At 61.3% G+C, this 18,564-nt stretch carries 16 protein-coding genes and 4 tRNA genes; 5 read left to right on the top strand and 15 right to left on the bottom strand.

All coding sequences use genetic code 11. The features are described 5' to 3' along the window. Positions 1-34: 34 nt before the first annotated feature. Entirely contained in the window at positions 35-1,453 is a 1,419-nt protein-coding gene (locus D906_RS22545) for a transglycosylase SLT domain-containing protein (protein ID WP_019097177.1), read from the bottom strand. 156 nt (positions 1,454-1,609) lie between these two features. Between D906_RS22545 and D906_RS22550 the strand changes: the two genes are divergently transcribed. The 3 genes from D906_RS22550 (at position 1,610) to D906_RS22560 (ending at position 4,439) form a co-directional block, all read left to right on the top strand. Continuing rightward, on the top strand, positions 1,610-2,407 hold the full coding sequence (locus D906_RS22550) for a TatD family hydrolase (RefSeq protein ID WP_019097178.1): 798 nt from the start codon (positions 1,610-1,612) through the stop codon (positions 2,405-2,407). Positions 2,408-2,516: 109 nt separating this feature from the next. Beyond that, a complete protein-coding gene (locus tag D906_RS22555; RefSeq protein ID WP_019097179.1) occupies positions 2,517-3,995 on the top strand; it encodes a methyl-accepting chemotaxis protein in 1,479 nt (492 codons plus the stop codon). A 75-nt stretch (positions 3,996-4,070) separates the two neighbouring features. Beyond that, positions 4,071-4,439 (top strand): Mpo1-like protein, encoded by a 369-nt coding sequence (locus tag D906_RS22560; protein WP_016714764.1) that lies wholly within the window; start codon positions 4,071-4,073, stop codon positions 4,437-4,439. 32 nt (positions 4,440-4,471) lie between these two features. On the opposite strand, the gene D906_RS22565 is transcribed toward D906_RS22560, so the two are convergent. From D906_RS22565 to D906_RS22575, 3 genes are all read right to left on the bottom strand, one after another. After that, a complete protein-coding gene (locus tag D906_RS22565) occupies positions 4,472-5,269 on the bottom strand; it encodes an acyl-CoA thioesterase II (RefSeq protein ID WP_025754400.1) in 798 nt (265 codons plus the stop codon). Positions 5,270-5,355: 86 nt separating this feature from the next. After that, positions 5,356-6,123: a CHAD domain-containing protein gene (locus D906_RS22570; protein WP_025754401.1), complete on the bottom strand. Its 768-nt coding sequence runs from the start codon at positions 6,121-6,123 to the stop codon at positions 5,356-5,358. A 14-nt stretch (positions 6,124-6,137) separates the two neighbouring features. Further along, positions 6,138-6,416 (bottom strand): lipoprotein, encoded by a 279-nt coding sequence (locus tag D906_RS22575; protein ID WP_003250254.1) that lies wholly within the window; start codon positions 6,414-6,416, stop codon positions 6,138-6,140. 180 nt (positions 6,417-6,596) lie between these two features. On the opposite strand from D906_RS22575, the gene D906_RS22580 reads away from it, so the two are divergent. Then, positions 6,597-7,637: a patatin-like phospholipase family protein gene (locus D906_RS22580; RefSeq protein ID WP_026020349.1), complete on the top strand. Its 1,041-nt coding sequence runs from the start codon at positions 6,597-6,599 to the stop codon at positions 7,635-7,637. 55 nt (positions 7,638-7,692) lie between these two features. Here D906_RS22580 and D906_RS22585 read toward each other — a convergent pair whose 3' ends face one another. The 11 genes from D906_RS22585 to D906_RS22635 form a co-directional block, all read right to left on the bottom strand. After that, a complete protein-coding gene (locus D906_RS22585; protein WP_019097183.1) occupies positions 7,693-9,564 on the bottom strand; it encodes a SurA N-terminal domain-containing protein in 1,872 nt (623 codons plus the stop codon). Between the two features lie 181 nt (positions 9,565-9,745). Continuing rightward, entirely contained in the window at positions 9,746-10,018 is a 273-nt protein-coding gene (gene hupB, locus D906_RS22590) for a nucleoid-associated protein HU-beta (protein ID WP_003250246.1), read from the bottom strand. Between the two features lie 152 nt (positions 10,019-10,170). Further along, positions 10,171-12,567, bottom strand: a complete 2,397-nt coding sequence (gene lon, locus D906_RS22595; RefSeq protein WP_025754403.1) for an endopeptidase La — start codon at positions 12,565-12,567, stop codon at positions 10,171-10,173. Positions 12,568-12,731: 164 nt separating this feature from the next. Then, positions 12,732-14,015, bottom strand: coding sequence for an ATP-dependent Clp protease ATP-binding subunit ClpX (gene clpX, locus D906_RS22600; protein ID WP_003250242.1), 1,284 nt, complete (start codon positions 14,013-14,015; stop codon positions 12,732-12,734). A 108-nt stretch (positions 14,016-14,123) separates the two neighbouring features. Continuing rightward, entirely contained in the window at positions 14,124-14,765 is a 642-nt protein-coding gene (gene clpP, locus D906_RS22605; protein WP_003259400.1) for an ATP-dependent Clp endopeptidase proteolytic subunit ClpP, read from the bottom strand. A gap of 91 nt (positions 14,766-14,856) precedes the next feature. Continuing rightward, entirely contained in the window at positions 14,857-16,170 is a 1,314-nt protein-coding gene (gene tig / locus D906_RS22610) for a trigger factor (RefSeq protein WP_019097185.1), read from the bottom strand. Between the two features lie 247 nt (positions 16,171-16,417). After that, positions 16,418-16,717, bottom strand: a complete 300-nt coding sequence (locus D906_RS22615; protein WP_019097186.1) for a DUF6388 family protein — start codon at positions 16,715-16,717, stop codon at positions 16,418-16,420. Between the two features lie 243 nt (positions 16,718-16,960). After that, positions 16,961-17,036 (bottom strand) — tRNA-His (locus D906_RS22620). A gap of 44 nt (positions 17,037-17,080) precedes the next feature. Beyond that, positions 17,081-17,165, bottom strand: a tRNA-Leu gene (locus tag D906_RS22625). A 52-nt stretch (positions 17,166-17,217) separates the two neighbouring features. Beyond that, positions 17,218-17,293 (bottom strand) — tRNA-His (locus D906_RS22630). Between the two features lie 41 nt (positions 17,294-17,334). Then, positions 17,335-17,411 (bottom strand) — tRNA-Arg (locus D906_RS22635). Positions 17,412-17,681: 270 nt separating this feature from the next. On the opposite strand from D906_RS22635, the gene folD reads away from it, so the two are divergent. Further along, positions 17,682-18,536, top strand: a complete 855-nt coding sequence (gene folD, locus D906_RS22640) for a bifunctional methylenetetrahydrofolate dehydrogenase/methenyltetrahydrofolate cyclohydrolase FolD (RefSeq protein ID WP_016714772.1) — start codon at positions 17,682-17,684, stop codon at positions 18,534-18,536. Positions 18,537-18,564: the final 28 nt, after the last annotated feature.

Genomic DNA, 18,564 nt, shown 5'->3' on the forward strand with positions numbered 1-18,564 from the left:
AAAATCCAACATAACAATCGATAAAATCGATTTTTCAACGCCTCGCTACGCGCTCCAGGACCGCACGCTCGCGGTTGAACGCCAGGAAGTACTTGTTGACGCTATTGACGAAGTTGACCGGCCCCATGCCCACCTGCTCCATGGCGATGCGCTCGGTCTGGAAGAACCACTGGTTGCCGTTGAGGCCGCGCCGCCGAGCCTCCGCACGCATGGCCTGGACCCGCTCGGGGCCGAGGTTGTAGGCCGCCAGTACAAAGGCCATGCGTTCACGCTCGTTGATCTTGGGGCTGGCAAAGAACTTGCGACGGATCAGCGCCAGGTAACGGGCACTGGCTTGTACATTGCCATCTACCGTGGCGGTGTTGCTCACCCCTACCCGCTGTGCCGCCGAAGGCGTTATCTGCATCAGGCCGTGGGCACCGCCAGTGCCACGCGCGGCCGGGTTGAGGGTGGACTCCTTGAAGGCCAGCGCGGCCAGGTTGAGCCAATCGATCTGCTGCGCCTGGCCATGCTTCTGCAGTACTGCACGCACCGAGGCCAGGCGCTGACGATCCTTGCCGGCCAACGGGTTGTGCACCCGGTACTGGCGGCGGTAGATGCGCTCGAAGGCGGCATCCTGGTTGTCCGGTGCACGGTAGCCCTGCAGGAAACGATCGACCGTGGCCAGCAATTGCGGTGCATCGCGCCCTACATACCAACGCATGGCCTGAGGAGCCCCCAGGTGCACCCGGGTGTCCAGGCGCAGGCGTGGCATCACCCGTGCCCAGCGCCGGGCAATGGGTTGCTCGACCACCGTCAGGTGATAGATGCCCGCCTGCACCATCTCCAGCACATCCTCTACCGCCAGCGTTGAGTCGACCCACTCCACCTTGATCGGGGGCCGTTTGCGCAACGCCAGTTGCTGGTTGACCTGCTGGATCAGCGGCCCGGCGGCACTGGCACTGGTCAAGGCCACGGTGCGCCCGGAAAGCTGTTCGACCTTGCTGAAGCTTCGCTCGCCTTTGCGCCCAACCAGCGTCAGCGGCACCTGGTCGAGAATCGGCGCACTGCTGCTGACACCGCGCACGGTGCCGGGGTCAAGCAGCTCGCCCGGCGCTGCCAGGTCACCCTCGCCGCGGGCCAGTGCGCCTAGCAGTTGTTCCTTGGCCCGTGGGATGAGCTTGAGTTGAATCTCCTGGCCATCGGCGGCACGAGCATTGAGGTAATGCTCCAGGGCGCGCAGGCGGTAGTATTCGATGCCGACCGGCTCACCCTTGACTTCGCCTGAGCTGTTACGGCTTTGATTGACCAGCACCCGCAACACCTGGCTGGAGCGAATCTGTTGCAGGTCGCGCACCTTGGCAGGTGGGATATTCTGCTGCGGCCCCGGCGCGCGCGCATGGGCGGCACCGGACAGGGTCAGCCCAATCGTCAGCCCGAGCGTGAACAGGAAGGTGAGCCAGCATCGCAGCATGCAAAACGTGTCCGTGGTCGGTGGGCGGCATCCATGGGTTGCACCGCCAAGTGAGAAATGACGGCAAAAGACCACGGCAACAGCATGAAGTTCTTGGTTTTTTCAGAAAAACGCGGTTTTTGCTATGCTGGCCGCCCCGCGGCACGAGATAGCACCATGCAACTGATCGATATCGGCGTCAACCTGACCAACAGCAGTTTCCACGACCAGCAGGCAGCCATTGTCGAGCGCGCACGTGAAGCCGGTGTAACGCAAATGGTGCTGACAGGCACCAGCCTGGCGGTCAGCGAGCAGGCACTGGAGCTGTGCCAGCAGCTGGATAACAGCGGCGCGCACCTGTTCGCCACGGCAGGCGTACACCCTCACGATGCCAAGGGCTGGGATGCCGGTAGCGAGCGCCGTTTGCGCCAACTGCTGAATGAGCCACGCGTGCGTGCAGTGGGCGAATGCGGTCTGGATTTCAACCGCGACTTCTCCCCTCGCCCGCTGCAGGAAAAAGCCCTGGAAGCCCAGCTGGCCCTGGCTGCGGAACTGCGCCTGCCGGTGTTCCTGCATGAGCGCGACGCCAGCGAGCGTTTGCTGGCGATCCTGAAGGATTACCGCGACCACCTGACCGGCGCGGTGGTGCACTGCTTTACCGGCGAACGCGAGGCACTGTTCGCTTACCTGGACATGGACCTGCACATCGGCATTACCGGCTGGATCTGCGACGAACGCCGTGGCACTCATCTGCACCCGCTGGTAGGCAACATTGCCGAAGGCCGGCTGATGCTGGAAAGCGACGCCCCCTACCTGCTGCCACGCAGCCTGCGTCCCAAGCCGAAGAACGGGCGCAACGAGCCGGCGTTTTTGCCAGAGGTGCTGCGTGAAGTCGCCTTGCACCGGGGCGAATCCGCCGAGCATACGGCTGCTCACACCACCGCAACGGCGCGGGCATTTTTCCAGCTTCCGTGAGCCCTGCGTGCGGGCTGTTGATATGTATCAACATCTTGCTGAGTAGATACAGGCACAATGATGGCACCTTGCCAATATTGTTTCCGCTCAACTCAGAGAAGACCTGCCCATGGGTGCCTGGCTTAGCAATGTTTCCCTGAAGTACAAATTCTGGGCCGTCAACGCGGTGGCCTTTGTCACGACCTTGCTGCTGGTGCTCTACGCCGTGCACCTGGAGCAACGCGCCCGCGCCGAGGCAGCGCAGGCCCAGGCGGCTGCACAAGCCCAGCTGATCGCCGCCTGGCCGGCTGGGCAAGCACTGCCCCGCCTTGCCAATGTCATCAGTTGGCCTGCGGGGCAAACGCCGACGTTCGCCGGTGAGGCGCTCGACCCCCTGCGCAACGCCCAAGGCTGGGTCGAACTGCCAGGCGCCTGGGTCCTCGGAGAAAACCCGCTGCGCGGCGCACAGGTGCTGCGCAACGGTGACCAGCAAGTGGCCGTGGTGGCACAGTCGCCAAGCCTGCGCCAGGTGTTCTTCGACCGCTTCAGTAACTACGCGGTGTGCGTGCTGATCCTGATGCTGGCCATGCTCGGCGCTTCGCAGTTGCTGATCCGCTTCCTGCTCAGCCAGCTCAACACCCTGAAAGACGTGATGCTGCATGTGGAGAAAACCGGTGACCTGGCCGCCCGCGTGCCGCTGGCCTGCGGTGACGAGGTCGGCCAGATGGCCGGGGCCTTCAATGCGATGCAGGCCACCTACCACCGGGTCGTCAGCACTGTTGCCCACACGGCGGCACAACTGGACTCGGGCGCCGCACGCCTGGCCGCCAGCATGAGCGACGTGCGCCACGGCATGCTCGGCCAGCAAAGCGAAACCGACCAGGCCGCCACCGCCATCAACGAAATGTCAGCGACGGTACACCACATCGCCGAGCATGCCGGTGCCACCCGCGACCTGTCGCAAACCGCCGACACGTTGGCCGGCAGTGGCAAAGAGGTGGTCAGCCGGGTACAGGACTCGATTTCCGGGCTTTCCAGCGGCGTGCAGCAAACTGCCGAAATGATTCGCCAACTGGCCGACGACAGCCAGAAGATCAACGGCGTGGTCAGCGTGATCCACAGCATCGCCGAGCAAACCAACCTGCTGGCGCTCAACGCTGCCATCGAAGCAGCCCGTGCTGGCGACCTGGGGCGTGGCTTTGCCGTGGTGGCCGATGAGGTGCGCAACCTGGCCAAGCGCGTGCAAACCTCTACCGACGAAATCACCACCATGGTCTCGGCCCTCCAATCGGGCACCCGCGATGCGGTGGAGTTCATGCAGGAAAGCTCTTACAAAGCCGACGACTGCGTGCGACAAGCCCAGGAGGCCGGCGAAGCGCTGGCCGAGATTACCGGCGCAGTGGCGCAGATGCGCGAAAGCAACACCCAGATCGCCGTGGCCGCCGAGCAACAAAGCCAGGTGGCCGAGGAAATGAACCGCGCCGTGGTGAGCATCCGCGATGTCACCGAGCAGACCGTGCAGCAGACGGTGGGCTCGGCCACCACCAGCAGCGAACTGGCGACCCTTGCCGGCGAACTCAGCAAGGCCATTGGCCAGCTCAAGCTATAGTCACCATAGCCAGCCTCGATTGGCCCCCGTCCGGAGGCCGCACTAAGCTTTGGGCATGACCGTGAGGAAATGCCCATGAGCAAGCGTCTGCCCAACCTGCCCGCCTGGCAGTGGCGTGGCTACCACCACAACCACCGCCACCCAACCAACCTCGTGCTGCACCTGATTGCCGTGCCGCTGTTCATTCTGGGTGCGCTATTGGTTCTGTCCGGCCTGTTCGCCCTGGATCTGGGGCAGATTGCTGTTGGCGTGATCGCCCTGATTGCGGGGCTTGGCTTGCAGCGCCAGGGGCACCGGCTGGAAGCCGAGCAGCCTGAGCCGTTCGCCAATCGTCAGGACGCCGTGCAGCGATTGCTGACCGAGCAGTTCATTACCTTTCCACGCTTTGTGCTGAGCGGGGCGTGGTGGAAGGCCTGGCGGGAGCGGCACAAGCACCGGCATTGATGCCAGGCGCTGTTTTGCGCTCTCAGGATTGATCAGGCAAATACGGTCACGGTCTGCCGGCTCAGGGCCAGCAACTCGCCCTCTGCCGTCCAAAGGGCGGCCGCAGCATGCCCATAGCCATCCCGCGCATGTTCGGTTTCCACGCAATAGCGGCACCAGTCCAAGGTCGACAATTTCGCAATAGGCTGGATGAACTCGATGGTCCAGGTCAGCGTACTGCCTGCAGCCGGTTGTTTGAGAAACGGCATCAGGCTCGGCGGCCAGGCATCGACCAGCGCCAGCAGGTGTGCTTCATTGACCTGTTCTTCTGCCACGTCCCGCAACCGCACCCAACCGCCCATCTTGCGCGACTGATTGCCACTGAACGGCAACCCGCCCACCGCCCAGCGCAATGCGACATGGCGCATGAACTCGGGTGTGACGCCTTTGATATAGGGCAGTTCAGGTGCGGCGTCTTCAAGCGCTTTCATTTCAATGGCCGGTAATGCCGGCACATCGACGACAGATGGCCGCCCCGCGCCGAAATTGCCTTGCACCAAGGTCACCACCTGGCCCTCCTGGACCGCGCGGCCCAGCAAGGTGCTGACAGCCTTGCCTTCGCGCAGCACCTCCACCTCGAAGCGAATGGGCACGTCCGCGGCCGCAGGCGCTACGAAGCTGATGGCCAGCGAGCGTACCGGGCGGCTGTCTGTGAGCTTGAGGTGCATGGCCTCATAGACCATGGCCGCCATCAGCCCGCCAAAGGCAGCGCGGCCTTGGGCCCAGCTGGGCGGGATGCTGACGGCTTCCGGGTTGGCTCGCACAGCGTCGAGCAGTTGATTGAAATTCATGGGCCGGCTCCTGCCTGCAGAAAGGGTCTGCCCATCCTAGCCAGCAAACCCTGGGCGATCAGCCCGCATATCGGTCATTGTTCGGGCTAACGCCGCGCCAGTGCCTGCAACAAGGCATCCAGCGTCACGTCCGACTGGCGCTCGGCTTCGTGTAACTCCTGCTCCCAGTCCGCTTGACAGGGGGCAAGGTCTGCATGGTCGCGCGCCTGCAGCAGCCACTGCAGCCGGTCATGCCAGCCCCCCAGGTCGCTCTGCGCCTTTTTCAGCAAGCGCTGCAGCTTTTTCCCGGCGTGGTCGAGCTGCGGGTAGGCTTCATCGCCATAGCGCGCACGCTTGATCAGCAAGCGCAGCCGGTGACGGTCGTGAGCCGGATCCCGCAAGGCTTTGTGCAATGTACGCCACTGCTTGACCAGGCGCTTGTCGATGCGCTTGCCCAGTGACTGGGTCAGCCCCTCACGGCCGGCTGCCCGCAAAAACAACGGAAACGCGTCGACAATCGCCAGCACACGCGCCAGCTGGGGGCTGGCAGCGACGCTGGCGAAGGTTCTGTCCCGCCCTTCCAGACGCCGCTGCCCGACCGCGACGTGGCCGCGCCCGATCAGTTCGGCGGCCAGCACCTCACGATCGCGCAGCGGCGTGGTCAGGGTACCCAAGGCCTTGGCGGCATCCTCCAGCTGTTCCACGCCTGGCAACCCGCGCAGGGGCCTGAGCAGGCTGCGCAGACGGCGCAAGGTGATACGCAGGTCATGCAGCGCCTCGCTGTCGGTATTGGCAGCCAGGCGCTCGCGGCACGCCAGCAGGCGTACCTGCACGGCCAGCATCTGGGCAACTACATGATCGAGCATGGCAGACATAAGACGCTCCTCGGTCAGCGCCCGGCGCGCGACTCACGAATGTAGAACCGCGCCTTCTCAGCCTTGCGGGTACAGCTTTCGTAGCCTTCGAACTGCTGCTGGGTCTTCGCGCCGGTCAGCAGCGACAAGGCTTTGGAGTAGCTCACGGCACCGGCAAAGCCTTCGGCCTTGGCCAGGTCCAGCTCCTTCCAGGCGGCATCCAGCTGGGTGGCGCAGCTGTCACGGTAGGCCGTCTTGCCCGCGCAGCCTGCCAAGGCCAGGGCAATCAGTGGAAGGCAGATCCAGGCTTTCATCGGTAAGACCTCAATGGTAAAAAAACGGTGGCTGTTCGACGCCCGGGCAACTGAAAAGTGCCCTGCCCAGCCAACTTTGCGTGGCCAGCATTATCACAGTAGCTCAGTGCGATCTACATTGAAGCACAGGCCGCCAAAGGTGCATTGTAGGACCATGGTTGCACGGCCCGAGGAATGTTCATGAGTAAACGCGTGGCACTGGTATTGGGATCGGGCGGCGCCCGGGGATATGCGCACATTGGCGTGATTGAGGAAATCGAGCGCCGGGGCTACGACATCGCCTGCATCGCCGGTTGTTCCATGGGGGCGGTGATTGGCGGCATCTACGCCGCCGGCAAGCTGGAAGACTACCGCAACTGGATCGAGAGCCTCGACTACCTGGATGTACTGCGCCTGGTGGACGTGAGCTTTCGCCTCGGCGCCATTCGTGGCGACAAGGTGTTCGGGCAGATCCGCAAGATCGTCGGCGAGATCAACATCGAACAACTGCGCATCCCCTACACGGCGGTTGCCGCCGACCTCACCAACCAGCAGGAAATCTGGTTTCAGGAGGGTTGCCTGCACCAGGCCATGCGCGCCTCGGCGGCCATCCCCAGCCTGTTCACGCCGGTGATGCAGGGCAATCGCATGCTGGTCGACGGCGGCATCCTCAACCCGCTGCCGATCGTGCCGGTGGTGTCCAGCCACTGCGACCTGATCATCGCGGTCAACCTCAACGCCACCAACCAGAAGCAGTATCAATTGCCGGTGATCGAGCGCCCGGCGGCGTTCAAGATGCGTTTTGACTCCCTGTTGAGCTCATTGGGCTCTCGTTTGCCGTTCCGGCGCAAGCCGGCGGAAGAGCTGATACGCATCGAACAGGAGATCGTTGCCGAAGGGCTGGCGCCGCCGAACCCGTGGCTGGCAGATGCCGCCAACCCGGAAGGCCAGCAACCGGCAGCGGCACCCGAGCACGAGGGGGCGCCCAAGTCCGCGACCGGCTCGTTCATCATTGACAACGTGGGGCCGGCTTCGCTGCTGGACTTGATCAACCAGAGCTTCGAAGTGATGCAGACCTCGCTGGCGCAGTACAAGATCGCCGGCTATCCACCGGATGTACTGATCAACGTGCCCAAGCGGGTGTGCCGGTTTTTCGAGTTTTACAAAGCGCCGGAGCTGATTGCCCTGGGGCGGGAGATTGCGCGGGATACGCTGGATAACTATGAGGGTGTAAAGCGCTAGCGCAGAAATGAAACAGGCCGCACGAGGCGGCCTGTTTCTTCATGCAGCGATCACCTTAGTAACGGGTGATGTCTGCATTGGCTTCCAGCTGTTTGCGGTAAGCCGCAAAGTCCTGCTGGCCAGCGCGCGACGCGAGGTAGCGGCGGATCTGCTGCTTCTCTTCGTCGGTGGCGGTGGCGCCTTCGTTAACACCCTTGAGCTGCAGCACCACCAGGCTACCGTCACGCAGCACTACGCTGCCGTAAACCGGCTTGTCCTTGGCCTGCGGCTTGCCGAGGCGGAACAGTGCCTGCAGTTCGGCCGGGTCAATACCGTCCTCGCCACGGGTAACAGCCTCATAGGCCTTCCAGCCCTGCCCTTCATGCACGCTGCCCGCTGCGATGGAGCCGTCACGCAGGCCGGCAATCAGCTTGTCTGCCTTGGCCTTGAGTTCGGCGGTCGCCTTGTCTTTGGCCAGCTGCTCGCTGATGTTCTTGGCCACGGCCTCCAGCGGCAGTTGCTCCGGCTTGCGGTGCTCCTTGACGCGCAGTACCACGGTGGTTTCCGGGTCGAGCTCGATGGCGGTGCTGTTAGCACCTTCGTCCAGCACTTCTTCGGAGAACGCAGCCTGTACCACGGAACGGTTGGCAGTGATGCCTTCGCCACCCTCGCGGCCGAAGGCTGCGGAGGTGTGCACCTTGAGGTTCAGGTCCTGGGCCGGCTGAGCCAGGTCGGAGGCCTCGTAGGCAGCATCCTGCAGCTGCTTGCTGGCGTCGACGTAACGCTGCTCGACCAACGGGATCTTCAGGTCGCGGGTCAGTTTGTCCTTCAGGCTGGCGAAGCTCGGCACTTCTGGCGCTTGCACGCCCAGCAGCTTGATCAGGTGGTAGCCGAACTCGGTGCGTACCGGGGTCGATACCTGGCCATCCTGCAGCTTGTACAGCGCGTCTTCAAAGGCCGGGTCGTACACGCCCGGGCCGGCGAAGCCGAGGTCACCACCGTTGTTGGCCGAGCCTGGGTCCTGAGAGAACTCCTTGGCCAATGCGGCAAAGTCTTCACCCTTGGCCAGACGCTGCTCAATCTCTTCAGCACGGGCCTTGGCCTGGGCGTCGGTGACTTTATCGTTGACCTCAATGAGGATGTGCGCGGCATGGCGCTGTTCCGCGAGGTTGGCGATTTCTTTCTCGTACTGGGCCTTGAGCTCTTCGTCGGTCACGTTGACCTGGTCGAAGAACGCCGACTTCTTCAGCTCGATGTAGTCGATCACCACCTGGTCAGGCGACATGAACTCCTTGGCGTGCTGGTCGTAGTGCGCCTTGACCTCTTCGTCGCTGACCTTGACCGAGGCCGGGTCGGCCTTGAAGGTCAGGGAAGCGAAGTCGCGGGTCTGCTTCTCCAGGCGGGCGAAAGCATCCACCTGCTGGTCGGTGACGAAGCTGCTGCCGGCCAGGCCGGTGCGCAGCTGGCCAATGAGCATTTCCTCGGCAAGCATGTCACGGAACTGCATGCGGCCGTAGCCCATCTGGCGGATGACCTGGTCGAAGCGGTCAGCACTGAACTTGCCGTCCACCTGGAATTCCGGCGTCTGCAGGATCACCTGATCCAGCGCGGCTTCGGAGAAGGCGAACTTGGCATCTTCGGCGCCTTGCAGCAGCAGCTTGCGGCTGATCAGGCCCTTGAGGGCCTCTTCACGCAACAATTTGTCATCCAGCAGCGCCGGGTCGAAATCCTTGCCCAACTGTTGCATCAGCTGACGGCGCTGCATGTCAGCGGCCTGGCTGAGCTCGTTCTGGCTGATGGTCTGGCCGTTCACCTTGGCGGCGTCCTGGCTATGGGTGGCGGCCTGGAAAATGGCTTCAAAGCCGGTCAACGCCATCAACACGACGATAAGGCCGATGATGGTCTTGGCAATCCAACCTTGTGAATTGTCCCTGATATTTTGCAGCATGCGTCCCCCAGAAACGGCTGTACCACTGCGTCGACAACCGCGGAGCGTGGGTAGAATCCTGATAAAAGAAAGGCGCATCCGAGGATGCGCCTTTGCTTAGCAAACGTGTCAGGCGGGAACGTTTGCGCCCCGCCATCACCGTGCTCGGACCAGGCCAGGCCGGGTCCGGCTGAAAGACGACTTAGTTGACGGCGTCTTTCAGGCCTTTGCCTGCCTTGAAACCTGGAACCTTGGCGGCTTCGATCTTGATCGCCTTGCCGGTTTGCGGGTTACGGCCAGTGCGCTCGGCGCGCTCCTTGACCGAGAAGGTACCGAAGCCAACCAGTACCACATCGTCACCTTGCTTCAGGGCGCCGGTGACGGATTCGATGACTGCGTCCAGCGCACGGCCGGCTACAGCTTTCGGGATGTCAGCAGATGCGGCGATAGCGTCAATCAGTTCCGACTTGTTCACTCTAAGTCCCCTTATTTCTCTATTGAGTTTGTTTCTAAGTATGTAATGAAAAGCTTATGAAACGTGCGCTGGGTGGCCTGATGACAATAGCGTGCCGCTTTATAGCAAGGCCCCGAAAAAACTGTCAAGGAAAGCCCCCCAGCCAAAAACTACTAATGCGTGCTGATTCGTTCCTTAGCATCGCCGTCGCGCTTTTCATCTTTGGCGACAATCTCCGGAGCCACATCTGGCAAGGGCTCCGGGGCGTATTGCAGCGCAATTTGCAGGACTTCGTCAATCCATTTGACCGGTTTGATCTGCAGATCCTGTTTGATATTTTCAGGAATCTCCTTCAAATCGCGAACATTCTCCTCGGGAATGATCACCGTCTTGATCCCGCCACGGTGTGCCGCCAGCAGTTTTTCCTTCAACCCGCCAATGGCCAGCACCTGGCCACGCAGGGTGATTTCGCCGGTCATGGCAACATCGGCGCGCACCGGAATCTGCGTCAGCGCCGACACCAGCGCGGTGCACATGCCGATACCGGCACTTGGGCCATCCTTCGGCGTAGCGCCTTCCGGCATGTGGATATGCACGTCATGCTTCTCGTGGAAGTCGGCGGCAATACCCAGGCTGCGGGCGCGGCTACGCACCACGGTCTGTGCGGCAGTGATCGACTCGACCATCACATCGCCCAACGAGCCGGTCTTGATCAGCTGGCCTTTGCCGGGGATGACCACGGCTTCGATGGTGAGCAGTTCGCCGCCCACCTGGGTCCATGCCAGGCCGGTGACCTGGCCGATCTGGTCCTGTTGCTCGGCCAGGCCGTAGCGGAACTTGCGCACGCCCAGCAGGTGTTCCAACTGCTCGCTGGCCACCTTGACCTTGACCTGCTTCTGTCCGGTATGTTCCTTGACCACCTTGCGGCATACCTTGGCAATTTGCCGCTCCAGGCCCCGCACACCGGCTTCGCGGGTGTAATAGCGGATGATGTCGCGGATCGCCGAAACGTCGACTTCCAGCTCTTCTTTCTTCAAGCCGTTGGCCTTGACCTGCTTGGGCACCAGGTACTTGACCGCGATGTTGATCTTCTCGTCCTCGGTGTAGCCCGGCAGGCGGATGACTTCCATGCGGTCGAGCAGCGCCGGCGGGATGTTCATCGAGTTCGAGGTGCACAGGAACATCACGTCCGAGAGGTCGTAATCAACCTCCAGGTAGTGGTCGTTGAAGTTGTGGTTCTGCTCCGGGTCGAGCACTTCCAGCAGCGCCGAGGCCGGGTCGCCACGCATGTCGCTGCCCATTTTGTCGATTTCGTCCAGCAGGAACAGCGGGTTGCGCACGCCCACCTTGGTCATCTTCTGGATGAGACGGCCTGGCATGGAGCCAATGTAAGTGCGGCGGTGACCACGAATTTCGGCTTCGTCACGCACGCCACCCAAGGCCATGCGCACGAACTTGCGGTTGGTAGCGGCCGCGATCGACTCGGCCAGCGAGGTCTTGCCGACACCGGGAGGGCCGACCAGGCACAGCACCGGGCCACGGATTTTCTTGACGCGCTTTTGCACGGCAAGGTATTCGAGGATGCGTTCCTTGACCTCTTCCAGGCCATAGTGGTCGGCATCGAGAATTTCCTCGGCCTTGGCCAGGTCCAGGCGCACTTTGCTCTGGGCCTTCCACGGTACCTGCACGAGCCAGTCGAGGTACGAGCGCACCACGGTGGCTTCGGCCGACATCGGCGACATCTGCTTGAGCTTGTTCAGCTCGGCCTGGGCCTTGGTGAGGGCATCCTTGGGCAGGCCAGCGGCTTCGATGCGCTTTTTCAGCTCTTCGACTTCGTTGTGGCCTTCATCGCCATCGCCGAGTTCTTTCTGAATGGCCTTCATCTGCTCATTCAGGTAGTACTCGCGCTGGCTGCGTTCCATCTGCTTCTTGACCCGGCCGCGAATGCGCTTTTCGACCTGCAGCAGGTCGATTTCGGCATCCAGCAGCGCCAGCACGTGCTCGACACGGGTTGGCAGGTCGACGATTTCGAGAATTTCCTGCTTCTGCTCGATCTTCAGGGCCATGTGGGCGGCCATGGTGTCGACCAGACGCCCTGGCTCTTCGATGCTGTTCAGCGAAGACAGCACTTCGGCAGGGACCTTCTTGCCCAGTTGTACGTATTGCTCGAACTGCGACAGCAACGTGCGCACGAACACTTCCGACTCGCGCTCGGCGGCGTCGGTTTCGTCGATCAGGGAGACTTCGGCACGGATGTGCCCTTCTACTTCGGTGAAACGCTCGACAGCGCCACGCTGCTCGCCTTCGACCAGCACCTTGACGGTGCCATCAGGCAGCTTCAGCAGTTGCAGCACGGTGGCAACGGTACCGACGCGGTACAGGGCGTCCTCGCCCGGGTCGTCGTCGGCCGGGTTCTTCTGGGCCAGCAGAAGGATCTGCTTTTCGCCCGTCATCGCGGCCTCGAGGGCCTCGATGGATTTTTCGCGCCCCACGAACAGCGGGATAACCATGTGCGGGTAAACAACGACATCGCGCAATGGCAAAAGAGGCAAGTCGAGGGTGGTCTTCATGATTTCGCCTCTACAGCGGCCTTATGGCCGGAAACCGGTGGAAATGATGCTTGGACCTAATGTGGGGGTACACTTGGGAAATTACAAGCGCTAGCGCAGGAAAAGCAGAAAGGGGCCCGTAGGCCCCCTCCTTGCTTGCAACCGTGAACCGGCCTTTGCCTGAATCAGGCGTCTGGCGCGGCCTTGGCTTGCGGCTCGCTGTTTTCGTAGATCATCAGCGGCTGCGAGGTACCCTCGATGACGCTCTCATCGATCACCACCTTGCTGACATCCTTCTTGGAAGGGATCTCGTACATGGTGTCGAGCAGCACGCCTTCGAGGATCGAACGCAGGCCACGGGCGCCAGTCTTGCGCTCCAGAGCCTTGCGGGCAACGGCCTTGAGTGCATCACTGCGGAACTCGAGGTCGACGCTTTCCATCTCGAACAGCTTGGCATACTGCTTGGTCAGGGCATTCTTCGGCTCGGTGAGAATCTGCATCAGCGCAGCCTCGTCCAGCTCGTCGAGGGTCGCCAGCACCGGCAGACGGCCAACGAATTCCGGAATCAGGCCAAACTTGACCAGATCGTCCGGCTCGACCTCACGCAGGGACTCACCAACCTTCTTGCCCTCTTCCTTGCTGCGCACTTCGGCGCCAAAACCGATACCACCTTTGGTGGAGCGGTTCTGGATAACCTTTTCCAGGCCCGAGAACGCACCACCACAGATGAACAGGATGTTGCGGGTATCAACCTGCAGGAATTCCTGTTGCGGGTGTTTACGGCCACCTTGCGGCGGAACCGAAGCCACGGTGCCTTCGATCAGTTTCAACAACGCCTGCTGCACGCCCTCGCCCGAAACGTCACGGGTGATGGACGGGTTGTCCGACTTGCGCGAGATCTTGTCGATCTCGTCGATGTAGACAATGCCCATCTGGGCCTTTTCCACGTCGTAGTCGCACTTCTGCAACAGCTTCTGGATGATGTTCTCGACGTCCTCACCCACATAACCGGCTTCGGTCAGGGTGGTGGCGTCGGCAATGGTGAACGGTACGTTCAACAGGCGTGCCAGGGTTTCGGCGAGCAGGGTCTTGCCCGAGCCGGTCGGCCCGATGAGCAGGATGTTGCTCTTGCCCAGTTCGACTTCGTCACCCTTCTTGTCACGCTGGTTCAGGCGCTTGTAGTGGTTGTACACCGCTACGGCCAGCACCTTCTTCGCGCGCTCCTGACCAATGACGTACTGGTCCAGGATGCCGCTGATTTCTTTCGGCGAAGGTAATTTGTGCGCGCTGCTCTCGGCCTGGGCTTCCTGCACCTCCTCACGGATGATGTCATTGCACAGGTCGACGCACTCGTCGCAGATAAATACCGAGGGCCCGGCAATCAGTTTGCGCACTTCGTGCTGGCTTTTGCCGCAGAAGGAGCAATAAAGCAATTTGCCGCTGTCCTCGCCGTTACGGGTGTCAGTCATTCGATCGATCCAATCCGGTAGGCTTGCAACACAAGATGAAGGCAATTGCGGGCTTTTTCAAGTCCGCAGGTAGGCGCTTTGCGCACCTACCTGCTCTGGCACCCCGGTTCAGGAGGCCAGTTGCCGCTTGTCGTAGACCGAGTCGATCAGGCCGTACTCGGCCGCGCGCGAGGCGCTCATGAAGTTGTCACGTTCGGTGTCGCGCTTGATGGTCTCGAGGTCCTGGCCGGTGTGGTAGGCCAGCAGCTCGTTCAGACGGGCCTTGATATTGAGAATTTCCTGGGCATGGATCTCGATATCGGTCGCCTGCCCCTGGAAGCCGCCCAACGGCTGGTGGATCATCACGCGCGAGTTCGGCAGGCAGTGACGCTTACCCTTGGCACCGGCAGCCAGCAGGAAGGCGCCCATGCTGCAGGCCTGGCCGATGCAGATGGTCGAAACGTCCGGCTTGATGAACTGCATGGTGTCGTAAATCGACATGCCGGCGGTGACGGAGCCACCCGGCGAGTTGATGTACAGATGGATATCCTTGTCCGGGTTTTCCGCTTCAAGGAACAGCAGTTGCGCAACGACGAGGTTGGCCATGTAGTCCTCTACCGGGCCGACCAGGAAAATTACACGCTCCTTCAACAGGCGCGAGTAGATGTCGTAAGCGCGTTCGCCACGGGCGGACTGCTCGATAACCATCGGGACCAGGCCGCCTGCGGCCTGGATGTCAGAGCTCTGCTGAATATAAGAATTGCGGGACATGTCCTGCGCTCACTCCCAAATAGTCATGGCTTGAATACGCACAAGCCAGCTCGAAGGCTGGCTTGTGGGGGTTTCCTACGAGAGAACCGTATTACTCAGCTTCGGCAGGAGCCTGTGCTGGTTTAACGGCATCTTCGTACGAGACCGACTTGTCGGTCACAGTCGCTTTCTGCAGAACAGTATCTACAACTTGTTCTTCCAGCACAACCGAACGCACTTCGTTCAGTTGCTGGTCGTTCTTGTAGTACCAGGCGATGACCTGCTCAGGCTCCTGGTAAGCCGAAGCCATTTCTTCGATCATTTCGCGAACCTTGGCGTCGTCCGGCTTCAGTTCGAACTGCTTGACCACTTCAGCAACGATCAGGCCCAGCACAACGCGGCGCTTGGCTTGCTCTTCGAACAGCTCGGCTGGCAGTTGCTCTGGCTTGATGTTGCCACCGAACTGCTGAACAGCCTGCACGCGCAGACGGTTGACTTCGTTTTCCAGCAGGGCTTTGGGCACTTCGATCGGGTTGGCGGCCAGCAGACCGTCCATGACCTGGTTCTTGACCTTGGTCTTGATCGCCTGACGCAGTTCACGCTCCATGTTCTTGCGAACTTCGGTGCGGAAGCCTTCCAGGGTCGATTCCTTGATGCCGAACTGGGCGAAGAATTCTTCGTTCAGCTCTGGCAGCACAGGGGCGGCAACGCTGTTGACGGTGATGGTGAACTCAGCGGCTTTGCCAGCCAGGTCCAGGTTCTGGTAGTCCTCTGGGAAGGTCACGTTGACAACGCGCTCTTCGCCAGCCTTGGCGCCAACCAGGCCGTCTTCGAAGCCTGGGATCATGCGGCCGGAGCCCAGTACCAGCTGGGTGCCCTTGGCCGAACCACCGGCGAACACTTCACCGTCGACCTTGCCGACGAAGTCGATGTTGACCTGGTCATCGTTCTGCGCGGCGCGCTCGACGGCTTCAAAGCGGGTGTTCTGCTTGCGCAGCACTTCCAGCATGTTGTCCAGGTCGGCGTCAGCCACTTCGGCGCTCAGGCGCTCGACGTTGATCGACTCCAGGCCGGCAACGGTGAACTCAGGGAACACTTCGAAGGTGGCGACGAATTCCAGGTCCTTGCCCTTTTCGAAGGACTTGGGCTCTACCGCCGGAGCGCCAGCCGGGTTCAGCTTCTGCTCGACGATGGCTTCGTAGAAGGAAGCCTGGACCAGGTCACCGAAAGCCTCTTGGCGGGCATCGGCCTCGAAGCGCTGACGGATCACGCTCATTGGCACCTTGCCTGGGCGGAAGCCGGCAACCTTGGCGCGCTTGGCAGTCTGTTGCAGACGCTTGTTGACTTCGTTCTCGACGCGCTCGGCCGGAACGGCGATGGTCATGCGGCGCTCGAGAGCGGAAGTGTTTTCAACAGAAACTTGCATGGATATTCCTCGTTGCACAGACGTTAGCCGGCGTTAGCCCGACTCCAGAATCAAGGGCAAGTATTCTAGTGAGTCGCGCAGCAGAAGTCACCCCACTCGGGACGACGGGAAACCACGCCGGTCGATTAACTTTCAAGGCCCGCACGGCGCACCGCCAGACCTGTTTCAATAAGGGCCGCACGACACCTGGGGCACCCTACAGCCGAAATACCTTGTCAAACAACTGCCAACAACGATTTCGCTTCCTTTATTCAGGGTCGATTTCGTTGAACTGGCAGTACTCTTCCCATTGCATCCCCAGCGCCTCGGCAACCTCGCGGTGCGTCTCCAGGCGCATGGCCTGCAGTTGCTCCGGGGTTTCGGCGATCAGTTGCAGGGCCAGCTCCCAAGGCTGGATACCCTGCTCCTCGGCCGCATCCTCGAATGCCCATTCGATCTGCTGGGCCTGCTCGCGCGGATCCAGCTCGCGGATCTCTTCGAGCAGCTGCGGACTGGCCTCGGCAAAGCGCTGTAGCGCCAGGGCCTGACGGGCTTCTTTTGCGATCATCGGGTTGTTCCTCTGCCGGCCAACTGGGCCGTTGTTTCAACCGGCTGAAATCTAACAGCTTTTATTGGGGTGTCACCAGAGGATTGCAAGGGGGAATTGCGTCGCGGTCGCTAGTTTCTGGCGTGAGGTTTGTGGCGCTCGATCTCACAGGCGCCAGAACACTCAAGACATGCACACCGCAGCCACACAACCCCAAAACAAAAAGGCGCCCGATCTCACGATCAAGGCGCCTTTTCAAGAATATGGGGTGGACGATGGGAATCGAACCCACGACAACTGGAATCACAATCCAGCGCTCTACCAACTGAGCTACGCCCACCATATTGCAGTCTTGCGATGTTGCGGTACTACCTTACAGAAGCATGGTGCGGACGAAGAGACTCGAACTCTTACAGCTTGCGCCGCTGGAACCTAAATCCAGTGTGTCTACCAATTTCACCACGTCCGCGTAACGCTTAAAACAAAGGCGCCAGATGCTATCGAGGCGCCCTTGAAAAATATGGGGTGGACGATGGGAATCGAACCCACGACAACTGGAATCACAATCCAGCGCTCTACCAACTGAGCTACGCCCACCATATTGCATTACCGCCTACTTGCGTGCCAAAGCTGCCTAATGGCGCACCCGGCAGGACTCGAACCTGCGACCATCCGCTTAGAAGGCGGATGCTCTATCCAGCTGAGCTACGGGCGCTTAAGCTTGAAGCCTAACCGAACGAGGCCTTAACAGATAACTGCTAAACCACTCATTCTGCCCGACTTAGCCAACCAGTGCTAGGCTGTGCCCGACAAGTGCGGCGAATCTTATAGTCGACCCTGTACCTCGTCAACACCTTTTTAAAAAAAATTTAAATTATTTAAGGGGTTAGGGGATTTGCCCGACCACCCGCCTTTGCCCGTGGGCCGTGTCGTGCGAGAATGCGCGCTCTTTATTGTTTCCTTCTCGATGGTTAATCACGCGTCTATGACTGCACACCTAATCGATGGCAAGGCGATCGCCGCCAACCTGCGCAAGCAGATCGCTCAACGTGTCGTGGAGCGTCGCCAGCAAGGCCTGCGTACGCCGGGCCTGGCAGTGATCCTGGTCGGCACCGACCCCGCCTCCCAAGTCTATGTCTCGCACAAGCGCAAGGACTGCGAAGAGGTCGGTTTCATTTCGCAGGCGTTCGACCTGCCCAGCGAGACCTCGCAGCAGGCCCTGACCGAGCTGATCGACCGCCTCAATGACGACCCGGCTGTCGACGGCATCCTGCTGCAGTTGCCGCTGCCGGCGCACCTGGACGCCTCGCTGCTGCTCGAGCGCATTCGCCCGGACAAGGATGTGGACGGTTTCCACCCGTATAACATCGGCCGCCTGGCCCAGCGCATCCCGCTGCTGCGCCCGTGCACGCCGAAAGGCATCATGGCCCTGCTGGAAAGCACAGGCCAGGACCTGTACGGCATGGATGCGGTGATCGTTGGTGCTTCCAACATCGTGGGTCGCCCGATGGCCATGGAACTGCTGCTGGCCGGCTGCACCGTCACCGTCTGCCACCGCTTCACCAAAGACCTGGCTGGCCATGTCGGGCGCGCCGACCTGGTGGTCGTGGCCGCCGGCAAGCCGGGCCTGGTCAAGGGTGAATGGGTCAAGGAAGGCGCTATTGTCATCGACGTGGGCATCAACCGCCAGGAAGACGGCAAGCTGGTCGGCGACGTGGTCTACGAGACCGCCCTGCCGCGCGCTGGCTGGATCACGCCGGTGCCGGGTGGCGTCGGGCCGATGACCCGTGCCTGCCTGCTGGAAAACACGCTGTATGCGGCAGAAGAGCTGCACAAGTAACACGGCGCAAAATGAAAACGGCACCTCT

It is taken from the genome of Pseudomonas sp. LAIL14HWK12:I1, from assembly GCF_003202095.1.
In the GTDB taxonomy this organism is placed as follows: Bacteria; Pseudomonadota; Gammaproteobacteria; order Pseudomonadales; family Pseudomonadaceae; genus Aquipseudomonas; species Aquipseudomonas monteilii.